The organism is Pelagibacterium flavum (genome assembly GCF_025854335.1).
Taxonomy (GTDB): Bacteria; Pseudomonadota; Alphaproteobacteria; order Rhizobiales; family Devosiaceae; genus Pelagibacterium; species Pelagibacterium flavum.
In genome coordinates this window covers 833,545-851,150 of record NZ_CP107716.1, presented here as the reverse complement: position 1 = coordinate 851,150, position 17,606 = coordinate 833,545, and the positions used below count along the sequence as shown (strand labels likewise).

The 17,606-nt window shown below is 60.7% G+C and carries 15 protein-coding genes; 6 read left to right on the top strand and 9 right to left on the bottom strand.

Annotated elements, in window-relative coordinates; genetic code table 11:
* The first annotated feature begins 186 nt into the window (after nt 1–186).
* The gene (locus OF122_RS04250) at nt 187–1,809 is read left to right on the top strand and encodes a DUF882 domain-containing protein (protein ID WP_264226582.1); all 1,623 of its coding nucleotides are present in this window, start codon (nt 187–189) and stop codon (nt 1,807–1,809) included.
* A gap of 182 nt (nt 1,810–1,991) precedes the next feature.
* On the top strand, nt 1,992–3,935 hold the full coding sequence (gene dxs / locus OF122_RS04245; RefSeq protein ID WP_264226581.1) for a 1-deoxy-D-xylulose-5-phosphate synthase: 1,944 nt from the start codon (nt 1,992–1,994) through the stop codon (nt 3,933–3,935).
* A 13-nt stretch (nt 3,936–3,948) separates the two neighbouring features.
* On the opposite strand, the gene OF122_RS04240 is transcribed toward dxs, so the two are convergent.
* On the bottom strand, nt 3,949–4,230 hold the full coding sequence (locus tag OF122_RS04240) for a DUF2312 domain-containing protein (protein ID WP_264226580.1): 282 nt from the start codon (nt 4,228–4,230) through the stop codon (nt 3,949–3,951).
* A gap of 243 nt (nt 4,231–4,473) precedes the next feature.
* Here OF122_RS04240 and OF122_RS04235 point away from each other — a divergent pair, with 243 nt between their 5' ends.
* A complete protein-coding gene (locus OF122_RS04235; RefSeq protein ID WP_264226579.1) occupies nt 4,474–4,911 on the top strand; it encodes a DUF1036 domain-containing protein in 438 nt (145 codons plus the stop codon).
* Nucleotides 4,908–6,344: a pyruvate kinase gene (gene pyk / locus OF122_RS04230; protein WP_264226578.1), complete on the top strand. Its 1,437-nt coding sequence runs from the start codon at nt 4,908–4,910 to the stop codon at nt 6,342–6,344. Before OF122_RS04235 ends, pyk begins: the two co-directional genes overlap by 4 nt.
* A gap of 131 nt (nt 6,345–6,475) precedes the next feature.
* Here pyk and ykgO read toward each other — a convergent pair whose 3' ends face one another.
* Nucleotides 6,476–6,601: a type B 50S ribosomal protein L36 gene (gene ykgO / locus OF122_RS04225; protein ID WP_014131674.1), complete on the bottom strand. Its 126-nt coding sequence runs from the start codon at nt 6,599–6,601 to the stop codon at nt 6,476–6,478.
* 242 nt (nt 6,602–6,843) lie between these two features.
* Between ykgO and OF122_RS04220 the strand changes: the two genes are divergently transcribed.
* The gene (locus OF122_RS04220) at nt 6,844–7,353 is read left to right on the top strand and encodes a response regulator (protein ID WP_264226577.1); all 510 of its coding nucleotides are present in this window, start codon (nt 6,844–6,846) and stop codon (nt 7,351–7,353) included.
* Between the two features lie 124 nt (nt 7,354–7,477).
* A protein-coding gene (locus OF122_RS04215) for an IS630 family transposase (RefSeq protein ID WP_264224182.1) occupies nt 7,478–8,426 on the top strand; the annotation gives its coding sequence in 2 pieces (ribosomal slippage) (nt 7,478–7,813 and nt 7,815–8,426; 948 coding nt in all).
* A gap of 6 nt (nt 8,427–8,432) precedes the next feature.
* Here the strand turns inward: OF122_RS04215 and OF122_RS04210 are convergent.
* The 7 genes from OF122_RS04210 to OF122_RS04180 all read right to left on the bottom strand — a co-directional run bounded on the left by OF122_RS04210 (nt 8,433) and on the right by OF122_RS04180 (nt 17,556).
* Nucleotides 8,433–9,461, bottom strand: coding sequence for an ABC transporter ATP-binding protein (locus OF122_RS04210; protein WP_264226576.1), 1,029 nt, complete (start codon nt 9,459–9,461; stop codon nt 8,433–8,435).
* On the bottom strand, nt 9,458–10,450 hold the full coding sequence (locus tag OF122_RS04205; RefSeq protein ID WP_408636325.1) for an ABC transporter ATP-binding protein: 993 nt from the start codon (nt 10,448–10,450) through the stop codon (nt 9,458–9,460). The genes OF122_RS04210 and OF122_RS04205 overlap by 4 nt, the downstream gene beginning before the upstream one ends.
* A 19-nt stretch (nt 10,451–10,469) precedes the next feature.
* Nucleotides 10,470–11,414 carry an ABC transporter permease subunit gene (locus OF122_RS04200; RefSeq protein ID WP_264226574.1) on the bottom strand — a complete coding sequence of 315 codons (945 nt, stop codon included), beginning with the start codon at nt 11,412–11,414 and terminating at the stop codon, nt 10,470–10,472.
* 11 nt (nt 11,415–11,425) lie between these two features.
* Complete coding sequence (oppB, locus tag OF122_RS04195) at nt 11,426–12,349, bottom strand: oligopeptide ABC transporter permease OppB (RefSeq protein WP_264226573.1); 924 nt, start codon at nt 12,347–12,349, stop codon at nt 11,426–11,428.
* Nucleotides 12,350–12,513: 164 nt separating this feature from the next.
* Nucleotides 12,514–14,133 carry a peptide ABC transporter substrate-binding protein gene (locus OF122_RS04190; RefSeq protein WP_264226572.1) on the bottom strand — a complete coding sequence of 540 codons (1,620 nt, stop codon included), beginning with the start codon at nt 14,131–14,133 and terminating at the stop codon, nt 12,514–12,516.
* Between the two features lie 166 nt (nt 14,134–14,299).
* Nucleotides 14,300–15,586, bottom strand: a complete 1,287-nt coding sequence (locus OF122_RS04185) for an acetyl-CoA C-acetyltransferase (RefSeq protein WP_264226571.1) — start codon at nt 15,584–15,586, stop codon at nt 14,300–14,302.
* A 2-nt stretch (nt 15,587–15,588) separates the two neighbouring features.
* Entirely contained in the window at nt 15,589–17,556 is a 1,968-nt protein-coding gene (locus OF122_RS04180; protein WP_264226570.1) for a 3-hydroxyacyl-CoA dehydrogenase NAD-binding domain-containing protein, read from the bottom strand.
* Nucleotides 17,557–17,606: the final 50 nt, after the last annotated feature.

The window sequence follows — 17,606 nt, the reverse complement described above, 5'->3', positions numbered from 1 at the left end:
CCATGCTCGCGCCGCCTTTGCCCCTTAATCTCGAAAACCAAGGGCAAGGCACAGGGGTGGCATACACATCCCGTTAGCGTTAACAATCTCGCATGAGTTTGTTGGTAGGGTGCTGTCGAGTTTGACACAAAAACGGGCTAACCGGGCGTGACGCGTAGTAGGGCTTTTCAACCAGTCGATAAGATTATGCGGGTCTTTCTGGCCCTGGCGATCGCATTGGCCAGCCTGTTGCCATTCGCCGTGCCGGCCCAGGCCGCCAACGAGCGCGAGATCTATCTCTATTACACCCACACCAAGGAAACGATCCGCATCGTTTACAAGCGCGACGGGCGGTTCATTCCGTCTGCCCTGCAGACCCTGAACGTCTTCTTGCGCGACTGGCGCCGCAACGAGCCGGCCAATATGGACCCCGCGCTGTTCGATCTGTTGTGGGAGGTCTATCAGGAAACCCGCGCCACCCAGCCCATCCATATCGTTTCCGCCTACCGCTCGCCCCAGACCAACGCCATGCTGGCAGCCAATTCGTCCGGCGTCGCCGACAATTCCCAGCACATGAAAGGCAAGGCGATCGACTTCTTTATTCCCGGTGTCCCGGTCTCTACGGTGCGCGCCCTTGGCATGCGCAAACAGATCGGCGGCGTGGGCTATTATCCCACCTCGGGCAGCCCTTTCGTTCACCTCGATACCGGTTCGGTGCGGGCCTGGCCCCGCATGACCGAGGCGCAGCTGCGTGACCTCTTTCCCGATGGCCGTACCATGCATGTCGCCTCGAACGGCCGCGTGCTTTCCCAGCAGGGCTATCAGGCGGCCCAGGCCGAATGGCAGCGCTGCCACCGCGTGCCCTGCAACGCCGGCGCCGCCATGACGGGAGGTGCCGTACAGGTCGCCGATAGCGAGCGGCCACGCACGCTCTGGGACATGATCACCGGCGGCAATGAGGACAGCGCGACGCCCCAGTCCGCTCCGCAAGCCGTGGCCTCTGCACCCGCGCAGCCAGCCCCGGCGCAGACTTCGGACGCGGCTCCCGTTCAACTGGCAAGCATCGAGCCCCCCGCCCCGCCCGTCCGGCCCGCCGATCTCATTGCCGGTACCATGGTTGCCGATGCACCCGCCGAGCCCCAGACCATGCCCTTCCAGGTGATGGACGCCGAGGAGATGACCCGCCAGGTCGCCATGGCCGATACGTCCAGCGCTTTGCAGGATGCGCCTCTGCCCCCGTCCATGCCGCGGGCCATGGCCGAATTGCGCGCAACGAACCCTTCGGCCTACGCGCCCTCGGGCGGCGGTACCTTCGATGTAGCCAATATTCAGGATGCACCCTCGCCCCAGCCGCGCCCGCAATTTACCCCGGCCGTCACGGCTTCGGTGGCACCCACTGCCCCGCTCCCGACGGCCGATCTGCCGATGCGCCCCAGCTTTGGCGACACCATCGAAGCCGCTTCGCTCGAACCTTCCTCCGATCTCGATGCCTTTGCATCACTTTTCGAAGGCGTGGTGATGCCGGCTGAAACCAGCATCGCCTCGACTGAACCCGACGCCGCCACCGCCAATGCAATGGCCAGCCTTGCCGTGGACGAGGGAACATTCTTTGCGCCCCAACTCGTTGCCAGCGAGACCACATTGCTGGCTTCTGCAGCCTTGTCGAGCAGCCAGTTCGCCTTTGAAGGCGCCCCCGGCGCACCCGAGACTGCGGGGGACGACGTGGCGCTTGCCAACGGCTTCACTCGCACCGCGTCGCTAGGCCATTCGAGCGCCCAATTCACGCAAGGCCAAACCATCTGGGTTCACTACGACAGTCAGGCCAACTGACACAGTCTGGTCCTCTTTGGTTGCCAAAACAACGCCGGCTGATTACATCAGGCCAGCACGGCCATGCCGTAAAATCAAAGCGCGATCAGAAAAAGTTGCGGACTTTTTCGGTTCGATCGCGTGATAAACAGCGCGAACGCCGGGCCGATTTGATCGGGCCGGGGAGTCACAAGGCCAACCAAGTGTCCGATAAACCTGCAACCCCGCTGCTCGACACCATCGCTTCTCCTGCCGATCTCAAGGGATTGAAGCGCGAGCAATTGATCGAACTTGCAAATGAGTTGCGCGCCGAGGTGATCGATGCGGTTTCGGTTACCGGCGGCCACCTGGGAGCAGGTCTAGGCGTTGTCGAATTGACCGTGGCACTGCACCATATTTTCGATACGCCCCACGATCGCATCATCTTCGACGTCGGCCATCAGGCCTATCCGCACAAGGTCCTCACCGGCCGCCGCGATCGCATCCGCACCCTGCGCCAGAAGGACGGGCTTTCGGGCTTCACCAAGCGCGGCGAGAGCGAATACGATCCGTTCGGTGCCGGCCATTCATCGACATCGATTTCGGCCGGCTTGGGCATGGCCGTGGGCTCCGGGCTCAAGGGCGAAAAGCGCAACGTTATCGCGGTGATCGGCGACGGTGCCATTTCCGCCGGCATGGCCTACGAGGCCATGAACAATGCCGGCGCCATGGACGCGCGCCTTATTGTCATTCTCAACGACAATGACATGTCCATCGCCCCGCCCACCGGCGCGATGAGTGCCTATCTCGCCAAGCTCGTCTCCGGGCCCGCCTATCGCGGTCTGCGCGACGCCGCAAAACAGTTCGTCGACAGCGTGATGCCCCCCTTTATCAAGGACAAGGCCCGCAAGACCGAGGAATACGCCCGCGGTTTCTGGACCGGCGGTACGCTGTTTGAAGAGCTGGGCTTTTATTATGTCGGCCCGATCGATGGCCACAACCTCGATCACCTGTTGCCCGTATTGCGCAATGTCCGCGACGCCGAAACCGGCCCGATCCTGATCCACGTCGTGACGCAAAAGGGCAAGGGCTATGCCCCGGCCGAAGAATCGGCGGACAAATATCACGGCGTGTCCAAATTCAACGTCATCACCGGCGCCCAGGCCAAAACCCCGTCCAATGCGCCGTCCTACACCTCGGTCTTTGCCGACAGCCTGATTGCCGAAGCGCAAAAGGACGAGGCGATCGTTGCGATAACAGCCGCCATGCCCGGCGGCACCGGCATCGACAAGTTTTCAAAACACTTCCCCGAGCGCAGCTTCGATGTGGGCATCGCCGAACAGCATGCGGTGACCTTCGCCGCCGGGCTGGCGACCGAAGGGCTCAAACCCTTCTGCACGATCTATTCGACCTTCCTCCAGCGCGCCTACGACCAGATTGTCCACGACGTGGCTATCCAGAAGCTGCCGGTGCGCTTTCCTATCGACAGGGCGGGCTATGTTGGCGCCGATGGTCCCACCCATGCCGGCTCGTTCGACATTGCCTATCTCGCCACCCTGCCCTCGATGGTGGTCATGGCCGCCGGTGACGAGGCCGAATTGCGCCATATGGTGGCAACTGCCGCAGCTTACGATGAGGGCCCGATCGCTTTCCGCTATCCGCGCGGCGAGGGCGTCGGCGTGGAGCTGCCCGAAACCGGCGTGCCGCTGACCATCGGCAAGGGCCGCGTGCTCAGGGAAGGCACGACCATCGCACTGCTCTCGTTTGGCACCAGGCTGGCCGAATGCATGGCCGCCGCCGAAACGCTGGGAACATACGGCTTTTCGACGACCGTTGCCGACGCCCGCTTTGCAAAACCGCTTGATGAAGACCTTCTGGCCCGCCTCGCCCGCGAGCATGCAGTGCTCATTACCGTCGAAGAAGGCGCCATGGGCGGCTTTGGATCCCATGTAGCAACACGGATGGCCCAACTCGGCCTGCTCGACAATGGTTTGAAGTTCCGCCCGCTGGTCATGCCCGACCGCTATATCGAACAGGCAGGACAAGGCGATATGTATGCTCAGGCCGGTCTCGACCGTTCCGGGATCGTTGCAACGGCCCTGACCGCGCTAGGCGACGAGATCAACGCGGCCCAGGTACTCCGGGCCGCGGGTCGCGAAATCGTCTGATAACACAGGCGGCCTATTCGGCCGCTTCGTCATACTCGGCTTGCGTGCCCGCATCGGCCATGCCCAGAGCGTGCAGATAGAGATCGAGGATCGCTTCCTGTTCGGCACGCTCATTGCGGTCCTGCTTGCGGATGCGCACGATCTGCCGCATCACCTTGGTGTCAAAGCCCGACCCCTTGGCCTCGGCATAGACTTCCTTGATATCGTCGGCGATGGCCTTCTTTTCTTCTTCCAGCCGCTCGATCCGTTCGATGAAGGCGCGCAACTGGTCGCGCGCAATGCCGTGGTCAGCCATGATTCAGTCTTTCCGCAAAGAATGTGTTGAGCGCCCTATCAATCCCATTGGCGAGGCGACTTCAAGCCATCCAATGCAAATCCCACAAGGAAGGCGTAGCACCGCCGGGGCCTGCGCCTCTCTGCTGCCCATCTTTCGATGCAATAATCGGCTGATAGCTCACCCCCATTGACATATCCTGACCCCTTGCCCAGAAACACCATGGCCTTAGTTATTCCTATGCGACCCAACACCGTGCACTCCATGTTCCGCACCCTCCTGATCGCCGCCATTGTTTTGCTACCGGCATCGGTCGCCCTCCCGCGACCCGCCCTTGCCGATCTGCGCGTGTGCAACCAGACCCCAAGCACCATTTCCATTGCCTTCGGCTATCGTGCCGAATCGGGCTGGCAGTCCGAAGGCTGGTGGGTGGCGGGCGCTGACGCCTGCGCCATCGTCTATCAGGGCGATCTGACGTCACGATATTATTATCTCTATGCCGTAGACGATCTCGCCGGCGGCGCCTGGGATGGCTCGGTCTTCATGTGCACCCAGGATTCGAGCTTCACCATTTTCGGTGTCGAGGACTGTCTGGCCCGTGGCTATGAGCGCACGGGCTTTTTTGAAATCGACACCCAGGGCCGCACCGATTGGACCATGCAATTGACCGAAAACAATTCAAACAGTCTGGATCTGCAATGAAAAGATCGCGCCGCGTAAAGATCGTCGCAACCCTGGGGCCGGCCTCCGATGACCCAAAAGTCATCGAGGAACTCGTCCGCGCCGGGGCCGACGTTTTCCGCATCAATATGAGCCACGCCAGCCATGACGTGATGCGCGACACAGTGGCCAAGATTCGCGCCGTCGAGCGCACGGTTCGCTACCCCATCGGCATTCTTGTCGATCTCCAGGGCCCCAAGCTGCGTATCGGCACCTTTGCCGAAGGCTCGGTCATGCTCGCCAAGGGAGAGACGTTCACACTCGACACTTCCGATGCGCCCGGCGACAAGACGCGTATTCATTTGCCCCATCCCGAGATCTTTTCCTCGGTCAAGACCGGCGACCGGTTGCTGCTCGATGACGGCAAGATCGAATTGCGCATCTCGGCCATCTCACCCGAAGCGATCAACACCACAGTGGTTTACGGCGGCAAGCTTTCGGACAAGAAGGGCGTCTCGCTGCCCGATACGATCCTTTCGGTGGGCGTGTTGACCGATAAGGACCGCGCCGATCTTCAGGCCGCGCTCGGCGAGGAAATCGACTGGATCGCCCTCTCCTTCGTCCAGCGCCCCGAGGACATGATCGAAGTGCGCAAGCTTGTTCAGGGCCGCGCCGGCGTTCTTGCCAAGATCGAAAAGCCCCAGGCCATCGACCGGCTCGAAGAAATCATCCGTCTGTCCGACGCCATCATGGTGGCCCGAGGCGATCTGGGCGTGGAAATGCCGCTGGAAACCGTGCCCGGCACCCAAAAGCGCATCACCCGCATGTGCCGGCGCCTGGGCAAGCCGGTGGTCGTTGCCACCCAGATGCTCGAATCCATGATCACCGCACCGGTGCCGACCCGCGCCGAGGTCTCGGACGTCTCCATCGCCGTCTTTGAAGGCGCCGACGCGGTCATGCTCTCGGCCGAAAGCGCATCAGGCTCCTACCCCGTTCAGGCCGTCACGACGATGAACAATATCGCCGAGGCTGTCGAGCAGGACCCGCTCTATCCGGGCATCATCCGCTCTCAGGCCACCGAGCCGGAAGCCACGGCCGCTGACGCCATTTCTGCTGCCACCCGGCAGGTGGCCGAAACGCTCGATCTGGCGGCCATCGTCACCTACACCTCCTCGGGTTCCACCGGCATCCGTGCCAGCCGCGAACGGCCTTCCAAGCCCATCATCGCGCTCTCGCCAAAGCTCACCACGGTGCGCCGTCTCTCGATCGTCTGGGGCCTGCACTGCGTCCAGACCGAAGACGCCATCTCACTCGACGACATGGTCGACCGCGCCTGCTCGATTGCCTATGTCGAAGGGCTGGCCCGCCCCGGCGACCGCGTGGCGATCACCGCCGGCGTGCCGCTGGGCACCCCTGGCGCGACCAATATGCTGCGCATCGCCTTTGTCGGCCAGGACGGCGCCGGCGGCTCCTGACATCACCGCAGCACTATTTGAAAAGGCCGGGGAGCAATCCCCGGCCTTTTTGTTGCGCCCCGCACAAAGCAAAGCGGGGTCCGCAAATATGCGAACCCCGCTTCAAAATTCAAAGGATCGAAAAGCGACGATCAGCCCTGGCGGGCCTTCATGCGCTTGTTGACCTTGTTGATGATATAGACGCGGCCACGACGGCGAACCAGCTTGTTGTCCCGGTGACGGGTCATGAGCGCCTTGAGCGAATTGCGGATTTTCATTTTAACCTCAGACAAAAAGAGATCGGCGGAGCTCAAGGCACCGCTTCGGAGCGTTTCCTGGACAGATGCCTCCACCTGTCCGGCCGGGAACGCGGCCAACTAACGACCGGGATCGCCCCAGCAGTGCTGAAGCGATCCCAAAGTTGGCCGGAACATAGGGGCAAAGGTGATAACTGTCAACGCGAGTCGCTCAGCCCATTCAGACATTTTACGCTGTCTTCGGCTTGGTGTAGATTGCACACATGAACACCACGCTCCCCTCACGCCTTTCCATATTGATTACCACCGCCAATGGAGAGCTCTCGAGCACGCTTGCCGCCATGTTGCGACGGCTGGGGCTGACCAACACCCGCATCGCCCGCGACAGCGCCGAGGCGTTCCGCTTTTTCAGCCAATCGCCCTATGACGCCATGATTATCGACAATGCGATCGGCCCCGAGGATGGAATAGCGGTGACCCGCCGTGTTCGGCTCAACGCCGCCGCCCCCAATCGCGCCATGGCCATTGTGATGGTTTCGGGTGATATGCCGCCCGAGCAGGTCCAGGAAGCGCGCGATGCCGGAATCGACGAGTTCGTGCATCTGCCCGTCACCGCCCAGATTCTCGCCGCACGGCTCGAATCCGCCATCGCCGCCCCGCGGCCCTTCGTGGTCGCGCCCGACTATGCGGGCCCCGACCGCCGGCGGCAGGAAGAACCCATCGACGGCGAGGATCGGCGTGCTCCAATAAACCGGACACCCAAGACACCCTGAAACCGGACGCCCAAGTGTCGGTCCGGGCCCTAGAGCGGTTCAGTCATTGATTGAATCGGTTGGGGATTCCCGAGTTCGGGATTTTGTGATTCAAGATGTCGGCTGGGAAGGAGGCCAGCATCTGATGACAGCACCTCTATCCAATGATCTTCGCGAGCGTGTCGTTGGTGCGATCGAGACCGGTGAGAGCTGCCGGTCTGTCGCGGCCCGCTTTGGTGTTGCCGTTTCCTCGGCGGTGAAGTGGCATCAGCGCTACCGGGCTACGGGCTCGGTGGAGCCCGGCAAGATGGGTGGGCACCGCAAGCGCATTCTCGACCCTCACCGATCATTCATCGTTGAGCGCATTGACCAGAGACCGCATCTGACGCTGCACGGACTGAAGGAGGAGCTGGCGGCGCGCGGGGTGAAGGTGTCGCACGATACGGTGTGGAAATTCCTGCGCCGTGAGGGGCTTCGTTTCAAAAAAAACACTGTTCGCCCTTGAGCATGCTCGTGCCGACATAGCCCGGCGGCGACGGCGCTGGCGGTCTTTTCAGGCGGATCTCGATCCCCGGCGGCTGGTGTTCATTGATGAGACATGGATCAAGACCAACATGGCGCCGCTGCGTGGCTGGGGGCAGAAGGGCAAACGCCTGCGTGGTTTTGCCCCGCATGGTCACTGGCGCACGCTCACCTTCTTGGCCGCATTGCGCTGCGACCGGCTGACGGCGCCTTGCGTGTTCGACGGGCCGATCAATGGTCAGTGCTTCCGCGCCTATGTCGAGCAGCAACTCGTGCCGGTGCTGGAACCTGGCGATATCGTCGTCATGGACAATCTCGGCAGCCACAAGGCCGCAGCCATTCGCCAAGCCATCAAGGCCGCCGGTGCCAGGCTCTGGTTCCTGCCGCCCTATTCGCCCGACCTCAACCCGATCGAGCAGGCCTTCGCCAAGATCAAGCATTGGATGCGCCAAGCCCAAATGCGCACCCTTGAGGATACATGGCGTCACGTCGGCCACCTCATCTCAAACATCAGCCAAGACGAATGCGCAAATTATCTCGAAAATGCAGGATACGCTTCTGTTAAAAACTGAAAGGCTCTAGCTCTGCGCCCGGGTCCGCGTCCCCACCGGATCGGCCAGGATTTCCTCCCAGCGGATGCACGATACCTCCGAGCCATTATCGGCAGTCTCGAGCGGCGGCACAACCTGCGCACACCGATCCACGGCATAAGGACACCGCGTCCGGAAATAGCAGCCCGAAGGCGGGTTGATGGGGGAAGGAATTTCGCCTTCCAGCCCTTCGATCTTGTGCTCACGCGCCCGCTTGGGGTCCGCGATGGGAACAGCGGTCAGCAACGCTCGACTATAGGGATGACGCGGAGCGGTATAGAGCGTCTCACTGTCGGCCAGTTCGGCAATGCGTCCCAGATAGAGCACCAGAATGCGGTCCGACACATGTCGCACCACGGAAAGATCATGGCTGATAAAGATCAGCGTCAGCCCGAATTCTTCCTTGAGGTCGGCCAGAAGATTGAGAATCTGGGCCTGGATGGAAACGTCGAGTGCCGAAACCGGTTCGTCGCACAAGATCAGCTTGGGCCCGGTCACCAGCGCCCGGGCAATACCGATGCGCTGCGCCTGCCCGCCCGAGAACTCATGCGGATAACGGTTGCTCATCTCGGGCAGCAGCCCCACGGCATCCATAACCTCACGCACCCGCTTGCGGCGCTGCTCGCTGTTCATCTCCGGTTTGAGCGTCCGAAGCGGATCGGCGATGATCTCGCCCACCGTCATGCGCGGATTGAGCGAGGCCAGCGGGTCCTGAAAGATGATCTGGAGATCGGTGCGCGCCTTGCGCATCTGGTCCTTGGAAAATTCGGTCAGGTCCTTGCCCAGCCAGACGACCTTGCCGTCATCGGGCTGGATAAGTTGCAGGATGCAGCGGCCCAGAGTGGATTTCCCACATCCGGACTCGCCCACGATGCCCACCGTTTCGCCGCGCTTGACGTCAAAGCTGACATCGTCGACCGCCGTCAGCATCAAGGGCTTGTTGAAGAGCCCGTTGGCGATCGCGAACCGCTTGGTGAGGTGTTCGACGTTGAGCAATATTGGCGTTTGATCGTTCATTTGACCGCCAATTCCTTTTCCATGTCCGCTTCGGTCATTTCGCCCTCGTAAAAGCAGGCGCTGAGCCTTTCATGCTCTCTTACGATCAATTGCGGGCGCTCCTTGATGCACCGGTCGAACCGGAACGGGCACCGCGGGTTGAACGCGCAGCCGGGCGGAAGGTTGGTGAGGTTGGGCGGCAGCCCCTTGATGGGTGCCAGCCGGTCTTTGCCCTCTTTGAGGTGGGGCGTCGAATGGAGCAACCCGAACGTGTAAGGGTGACGCGGATCGTAGAACAGATCCTCGACGGGCCCCTGTTCAACGACACGACCGGCATACATCACCATCATTTCGTCAGCCAAGCCCGCCACCACGCCCAGATCGTGGGTGATGATGATCAGCGCGGTGTTGAACTTGTCGGTCAACTCCTCGAACAGCTTGAGCATCTGTGCCTGCACGGTGACGTCCAGCGCCGTGGTCGGTTCATCCGCGATCAGCACCTTGGGATCGCATAGCAGCGCCATGGCGATCATCACCCGCTGGCGCTGCCCGCCTGAAAGCTCGTGCGGGTAGCGCCGCAGGATGCGTCTCGGATCGGGCAGATGCACCGTCTTGAGCATCTCTTCGGACTTTGCCATCGCCTCGGACCGCTTCATGCGCTGGTGGAACATGAGCACTTCGGTCATCTGGTCCGCGATGGACAGATAGGGATTGAGCGAGGTCATGGGGTCCTGGAAGATCATCGCCATATCCCGGCCACGGATCTTGTTGAGATCGCCCGGTTTCATGCCGATCAATTCCTGGCCGTCGAGCTTGACCGACCCCTCGACCTCGCCATTCCCGGCAAGCAGACCCATTGCGGCCATCACCGTCTGGCTCTTACCCGACCCAGATTCCCCAACAATGGCCAGTGTCTGGCCCGGCCCGATGGAAAAGTTCATCTTGTTGACGGCACGCACGGTCCCGTCGGGCGTTTTGAACGACACCGAAAGATCGGTGACTTCAAGCATAGTCATGATCGTCCTTTCCTCACCGGTCACGCGGGTCGAGCGCGTCGCGCAGACCGTCGCCGATGAAGTAGAAGCTGAACAGGGTGACGACGAAGAAGAACAGCGGGAACAACAATTGCCACAGCGTTCCGTACATCACGGTGCCCGCACCCTGGGAGATCAGCGCCCCCCAGGAGGTTAAGGGCTCCTGGACACCCAGGCCGAGGAAGGAAATAAAGCTCTCTGTCAGGATCATCTGGGGCACCAGAAGCGTCGCATAGACAACCACGATACCCATCAGATTGGGCACGATGTGCCTGAAGATGATCGTGAAGTGCCCGGCCCCGCCGGCCCGCGCCGCTTCAACGAATTCCTTTTCCTTGAGCGAGAGCGTCTGCCCGCGCACGATACGCGACATATCCAGCCACGACAGCAGCCCGATGCCCACATAGAGCATGGTGATCGAGCGTCCGAATACCACGAGCAGCAGGATTAGGACGAACATGTAGGGGATCGAGAGCAGGATATCGACGATCCGCATCATGATAGAGTCGATCCGGCCGCCGAAATACCCGGCAACCGCGCCGTAAAACGTTCCCACGATCACAGCGATCCCAGCGCCCACGAACCCGACCATCAGCGAGATCTGGCTGCCCTGGACAACCCGGGAAAAGAGATCGCGTCCCAGATCGTCGGTTCCGAAATAATGCCCCGACTCCAGTGAGGGCGCGCCGGCCACCCGCACATTGCCCAGCACCGACCAATCGATTTCAGCATTGGTCCAGGCGGCAAAGAAATGACCGGTGAACGCGAACAGCGCCACCAATATCAGGACGATCAGACTGACGACGGACGGGGCATGCTTGAAGAAACGCCGCGCCGCATCGGCCCACAAAGACCGGCCCTTGGTTGAAATTTCGTAGTTGGCGTCATCGACATCGATGGGATCGGCCGAAGCCTCGACCCTTACTGGCCTTAATACCATTGGTCGGCCTCCTAGTAGCGGATGCGTGGGTCAATCCACGCATAAAGTATGTCCACGATCAGGTTGAACGCGATGGTCAACGTGCCCAGAAGGATCGTGATGCCCATGATGACCGAATAGTCCCGGTTAAAGGCCGAATTGGTGAACAACTGCCCGATACCGCCCGTGGAGAAATACACGTCGATGATCACCGAGCCGGTGACCATGCCCACAAAGGCCGGGCCGAGATAGGACAGCAGCGGCATCAGCGCCGGCTTGAGCGCATGCCTGATGATGACATGCCTGGCCGGCATGCCTTTGGCGCGCGCCGTGCGAATGAAATTGGAATTGAGAACTTCGAGCATTGACGAGCGCGTGATGCGGGCGATGGAGGCCATGTAGCTGGTACCCAGCGCGATCACCGGCATGATCACGTAATTCCACTGCCCGCCATACCAGCCCCCGCCCGGCAGCCAGCCCAGCCAGAGCGTGAAGACGATCACCAGAATGGGTGCCATGACGAAGTTCGGCAACACCTGCGCTCCGATCGAGGTGCCGACCGAGAGATAATCGAGCCATGTATTATGGCGCACCGCAGCGGCAATCCCCAGCGAGCAGCCGAGCAGAACGGCCAGAACGAACGACCAGGTGCCATAGGTCAGCGTAACCGGAAAACCCTGGGCGATGATGTCGTTGACCGTGCGATCGGTATAGGCAAAGGACGGCCCGAAATCAAAACGGGTGATGATCCCGACCATGTATTCCCAGAGCTGCAGATGCCAGGGCTGATCGAGGCCATATTTGGCTTCAATATTGGCCAGCACCTGCGGCGGCAACGGGCGTTCGGAATTGAACGGCCCACCGGGCGCCAGCCGCATCAGAACGAACGAAAAGATAATCAAAAGCAAAAGCGTCGGGATCGCGACCCCGAGGCGCCTGAGGATATATTTCAACATGTCGAAAGTCCGTGCGCGCACGACGCAGCCAAGGGTCCGTCGAAGCGGAAAACAGCGCTTTGCAATTTTGGTGCAAAGGCGCGTGTGAGGCGGCGCCCTGTCATTTCTTTACCCCGAAAAGGGGGCGTCCCGCACCCTGGTGCGGGACGCCTGTGATTGCCTGATTACTCGGCGACCCGATAAAGGTCTTTCGAGTACCAGTTCTGCTCGACGTTGTTGACGGGCCATTCCTGAATCTGCGGATTCAGCATGTAGACGCCAGCATAGTGGTAGAGCGGAATAACAGGCATGTCCTCGGCGATGATCTGCTCGATCTGCGTGTAGTTTTCGCTCGGATCGGACATCGTCTTGGCTTCGGCCAGCAGCTCGTCGACTTCCGGATTGGAATAGGCGGAGTCGTTGTAGCCGGAATCCGTATCCATCAGATCAAGGAAGGTCGAGGCTTCGTTGTAATCACCGCACCAGCCGGCACGAGCGATTTCGTAATCGCCATTGCCGCGCGCTTCAAGGAACGTATTCCATTCCATGTTGTCGAGCGTGGTCTGAACGCCCAGCTTCTGCTCCCACATCTGGCCGATGACAGTGGCCAGTTCGCGGTGCGCTTCGTCGGTGTTGTACAGGATCGAAAGTTCGAGCGGGTTGTCGGCGCCGTAGCCGGCTTCTTCGAGAAGCTGCACGGCCATTTCGTCGCGCTCGGCCTGGCTCATTTCACCAAATTCGACCGAGGGAACCTCGAAGTTGGCCGTTGCGCCCGGGGTAAACGTATAAGCCGGGATCTGGCCACCCTGCAGGATCTGGTCGGTGATCACGTTGCGATCGATGGCATAGGCCAGAGCCTTGCGGACGTTGACGTCCTTGAGAGCTTCAGGACCGGCTTCACGCAGGTTGACGTTGTAGTAATAGGTGCACAGGCGCGGGAACGAGATCGCGGTATCGGGATACTCCTCGGCCAGACGCGGATATTCGCCTGTCGGGATTTCCGTGCGGTCGAGTTCACCGGCGAGGAAACGTGTCAGGGCCTGGTTTTCATCGTTGATGATGAGAGCCGTGACGGTTTCGAGAACGGTGTTTTCCGCATCCCAATAGGTATCGGACTTGACGCGAACCGAACGCTCCTGCGGAACGTGCTCGGAGAGCGTGTAGGCGCCGTTGGTGACGATGTTTTCCGGACGGGTCCACTCATCGCCATGCTCTTCGATCACCCAGCTGGGGGAGGGGAAGGTCGAAGCGTGCGTGGTCATGGCCGGGAAATAGGGGAGCGGATCAGTCAGGCGCACGACCAGCGTGTGGTCGTCGACAGCCTCAACGCCGAGTTCGGAAGGCTCCATTTCGCCAGCGATGATGGCGCCGGCATTCTCGATCGACATCAATTCGCCGAACCAGGCATAGGGCGAAGCCAGATCAGGATCGACAAGGCGCTGCCAGGCGTAAACAAAGTCGCCGGCTGTTACCGGGGTGCCGTCGGACCACATGGCATCGTCACGCAGGGTGAAGGTCCATTCGGTGTTGTCTTCGTTGGCAGTCCACTCGGTGGCCACGCCGGGAACGAGTTCGCCGCTGGCGTCCTGATTGAGCAGGCCCTCAAACAGATCGCGCACGATTTCCGAGCCCGAAACGTCTTCCACGATCTGGGGATCGACCGAGCTGTGCTCGTCGAGGACGCGATAGGTAAAGCTCTGGTCTTCGGCCAGCGTTACGCCGTCCGGAACATTTGCTGCCATGGCGGGCGCGACGAGGAAAGTCGTCGCGGCAAGTGCCGCCAACAGCTTGGTAGTACGTGTCATGATGGTCGTCTCCTTTTTGTATTTAGACGTTTTGTGATGCTTCCAGCCCACGGCCGCCCTCTTTTTTGAAACGGGGCAGCTCAAACAACGAACAACGGGGAAAAACATTCCCCGTTGATCTGAAGCGGGAGCCTATCCTTGCTCAAACGGCTTTGACAAGCACTGTTTAAGACGCTTTCTCCACAATTGCCGCCACGCCCATGCCGCCAGCTGTACAGACCGAAATCAATGCGCGGCTTTTTTCAAGTGTATTCAACATCTTGGCTGTCATGCCCAAAATGCGCGCTCCCGTCGCCGCAAAAGGATGACCATATGCGAGAGAGGAGCCAAACACGTTAATTTTATCCACAGGAACGGCTCCAAGCGGATCATCTCGCCCCAAAACGGCCCGATTGTAGTCAGGATCTTCCCATGCGGCCAACGTGCACAGCACCTGCGCGGCAAAGGCTTCGTGCAGCTCGAACAGGTCGATATCGGCAAAGCTCAGCCCGCTCCGCCGCATCAGGTCCGAAACCGCGATGGTCGGGGCCATCAAAAGCCCGTCGCCATGGGCAAAGTCGTTGGCCGAAACGGCCCCCATGGTGAGATAGCCAAGGATTGGCAACCCGCGCTCGCGCGCCCACTCCTCGCTGGCCAGCAGCACCGAGGAGGCGCCGTCGGTCAGCGGCGTGGAATTGGCCGCCGTCAGCGTTCCCTTGCCCGATTTCTTGTCGAAAGCGGGCTTCATGGTCGCCATTTTCTCAAGGCTGGTATCGGGCCGGACATTGTTGTCCTTGAAGATGCCGGCACAGGGCACGATGAGGTCGTCGTGAAATCCCTCATCATAGGCGGCCGCGGCGTTCTGATGGCTGCGCAGTGCCAGGACATCCTGCGCCTCGCGCGAAATGCCCCATTGCTTGGCCATCAACTCGCAATGCTCGCCCATCGACAATCCTGTCCGAGGCTCCTGGGTCGAAGGGGCAACCGGGGTGATTTCACCGAAGTTGAAACCCTTGAAGACCGAGAGCTTCTCGCCTGTCGTCCGGGCCCGCGATAGCGCGATCATGCGCTTTTGCATTTTGGGTCCCAGAACCACGGGACTGTCCGAAACGGTATCGGACCCTGCAGCGATACCGCTGTCGATTTCACCGGTCGCGATCTTGGCCCCCAGCGTCAGGGCCGCCTGCAGTGACGTTCCGCAGGCGATCTGGATTGTCGTGCCCGGCGTTTGCGGCGACAGGCCCGCATCGAGCAGCGCCTCACGGGCCAGGTTGAAGTCCTTGGAATGGGAGATGACCGAGCCGGCCATCACTTCCCCGATCCGCTGGCCCTTCAGCCCGTATTTTTCGGCCAGCCCGCCAATGGCGGTCGAAAGCATCGAGAGATTGGTTTCATTTTCATAGCCGGTATAGGCGCGGCAGAACGGGATGCGCGCCGATCCCACGATGGCGACTTTGCGCAGTGTCTGTGTCATGTTTAAGCCCTTCCGTCCTCACGTGCCTTGAGCGGTCCGCCCAGGAACGGCGCAAAGCCGGTCCCCAGGATCATGCCGATATCGGCCATGTCGGCGCTTTCAACCACGCCCTCGGAAACGATAACTTCTGCTGTATCGACGAGCGGCTGGACGAGATCACGCCCCAGCCCTTCAAGATTGGCGTGAGCCGGCGCCTTTTCCTTTTGCGCCTTGCCGTCCACCCATTTGTAAAACCCCTGGCCGGACTTGCGGCCGAGCTTTCCGTCCGAAACCAGCTTTGCGAACTTGCTGTCCTCAGGCACCTTCTGGCCCAGTTCCTTGGCCACAAACGCGCCGACATCGAGGCCCACGGTATCCATGAGTTCGATCGGCCCCATAGGCATGCCGAAGGCGACCGCGGCCGCATCGAGCTGTTCGGGACTTTCGCCCTTTTCCACCCTGTCGATAGCTTCGAGCATGTAGGGCATGAGCGCCCGATTGACGAGGAACCCCGGCGCGGACTTGACCACGACCGGGCTCTTGCCGATCGCCAGAACGAAGGACGCTCCAACCCGGATCGCTTCATCGTCATTGAGCGTCGAGCGGATCACCTCGACCAGCGGCAATTGCGCCACCGGGTTGAAGAAATGCAGCCCGATCAGCCTGTTGGGATTGTCCAGTGACTCGGCGATGCGCTCGAGTTCGATCGATGACGTATTGGTCGCCATGATCGCATTGGGCTTCAATTGCTTTTCGGCATTGGAAAAGATCTGCTGCTTGACCTCGAGCTTTTCCACCACCGCTTCGATCAGCACGTCGCACCGGGCAATCCCTTTGCCCTCGACATCGGGCTCGAGCCGGGCCATTGCCGCGTCGACCGCCTGTCTGGTCTTGAGACGCTTCTTGAACAGCTTTTTGGCCCGGTCCAACGCCGGCTTGATGCGGTCCATATCCATGTCCTGGAGCGTCACCGCCATGCCACGATAGGCGCACCACGCAGCAATATCTCCACCCATCACCCCGGCGCCCACCACATGGACGCGGACAAATTTGGGCTTATCCTTGCCTTTGACGCCGAGCCGTTTCAGGCTCTCGGACAAAAAGAAGACCCGCCGCAAATTCTGCGCCGTCGGTGAGGCCATCAGCGGCACGAAGGCATCGATCTCATGGGCGATCATCTGCTTGGGATCGTCGCCATATTTCTCGAACAGATCGATAAGTGCATAGGGTGCGGGATAGTGATTTTTCGGCGCCTTCTTGCCCACTTCCTCACGCATCTTGTCGGCCACCCGCTTGCGGATCGGGCCCAGTGCCATGGCGCGTTTAGTGAACGGCGCGGGTTCGGATTTGCGCTTGGAAAGCACCGCCGTGCGGCCCTCCCAACGCAGCATGTCGCGGTGCCGCACCAGCTTGTCGACGAGGTTGAGCTTTCTTGCCTGCGACGCGCGCAATATCTTGCCCGTCAGCATCAATTGCATGGCATCGACCGGCCCGGCCTGGCGGATCGAGCGGCCGGTTCCGGCAAAGCCCGGGAAAATCCCCAGATTGACCTCCGGAAAGCCCAGCTTGGTTCCATCGTCATTGACCGCAATGCGGTAATGACAGGCCAGAGCCAGTTCCAGTCCGCCGCCGACACAGAACCCCGAAATGCCGCACACGAACGGAATTTTCAAATCCTCGATCCGCTGGAACACCCCATGGGTCCGCCGCAGGGCTTCAGGAAGGATGGCCGGATCGCTCATCTGGTCGAATTCGGAAATGTCGGCACCGGCAATAAAGCCCGATTTTCCCGACAACAGGACGACGCCCACAAGGCTGCCCGCCTGCCCCAATCGTTCGATATGGCCGACCAGTTTCTCGAGCTCGGAAATCACCTCCCGGCTCAACACGTTGACCGAATTGTCCTGAACGTCCAGCGTCAGCCAGCCGATCTGCTCGACATCGATTGAAAAGTCCCAGTGTCGGGTCTGTGGCGTATCAGCTTGCGCCAAGGCATGGCTCCTCTCGTATCTGTCTCGGTCGGAACAAGGGTGAAACGGCT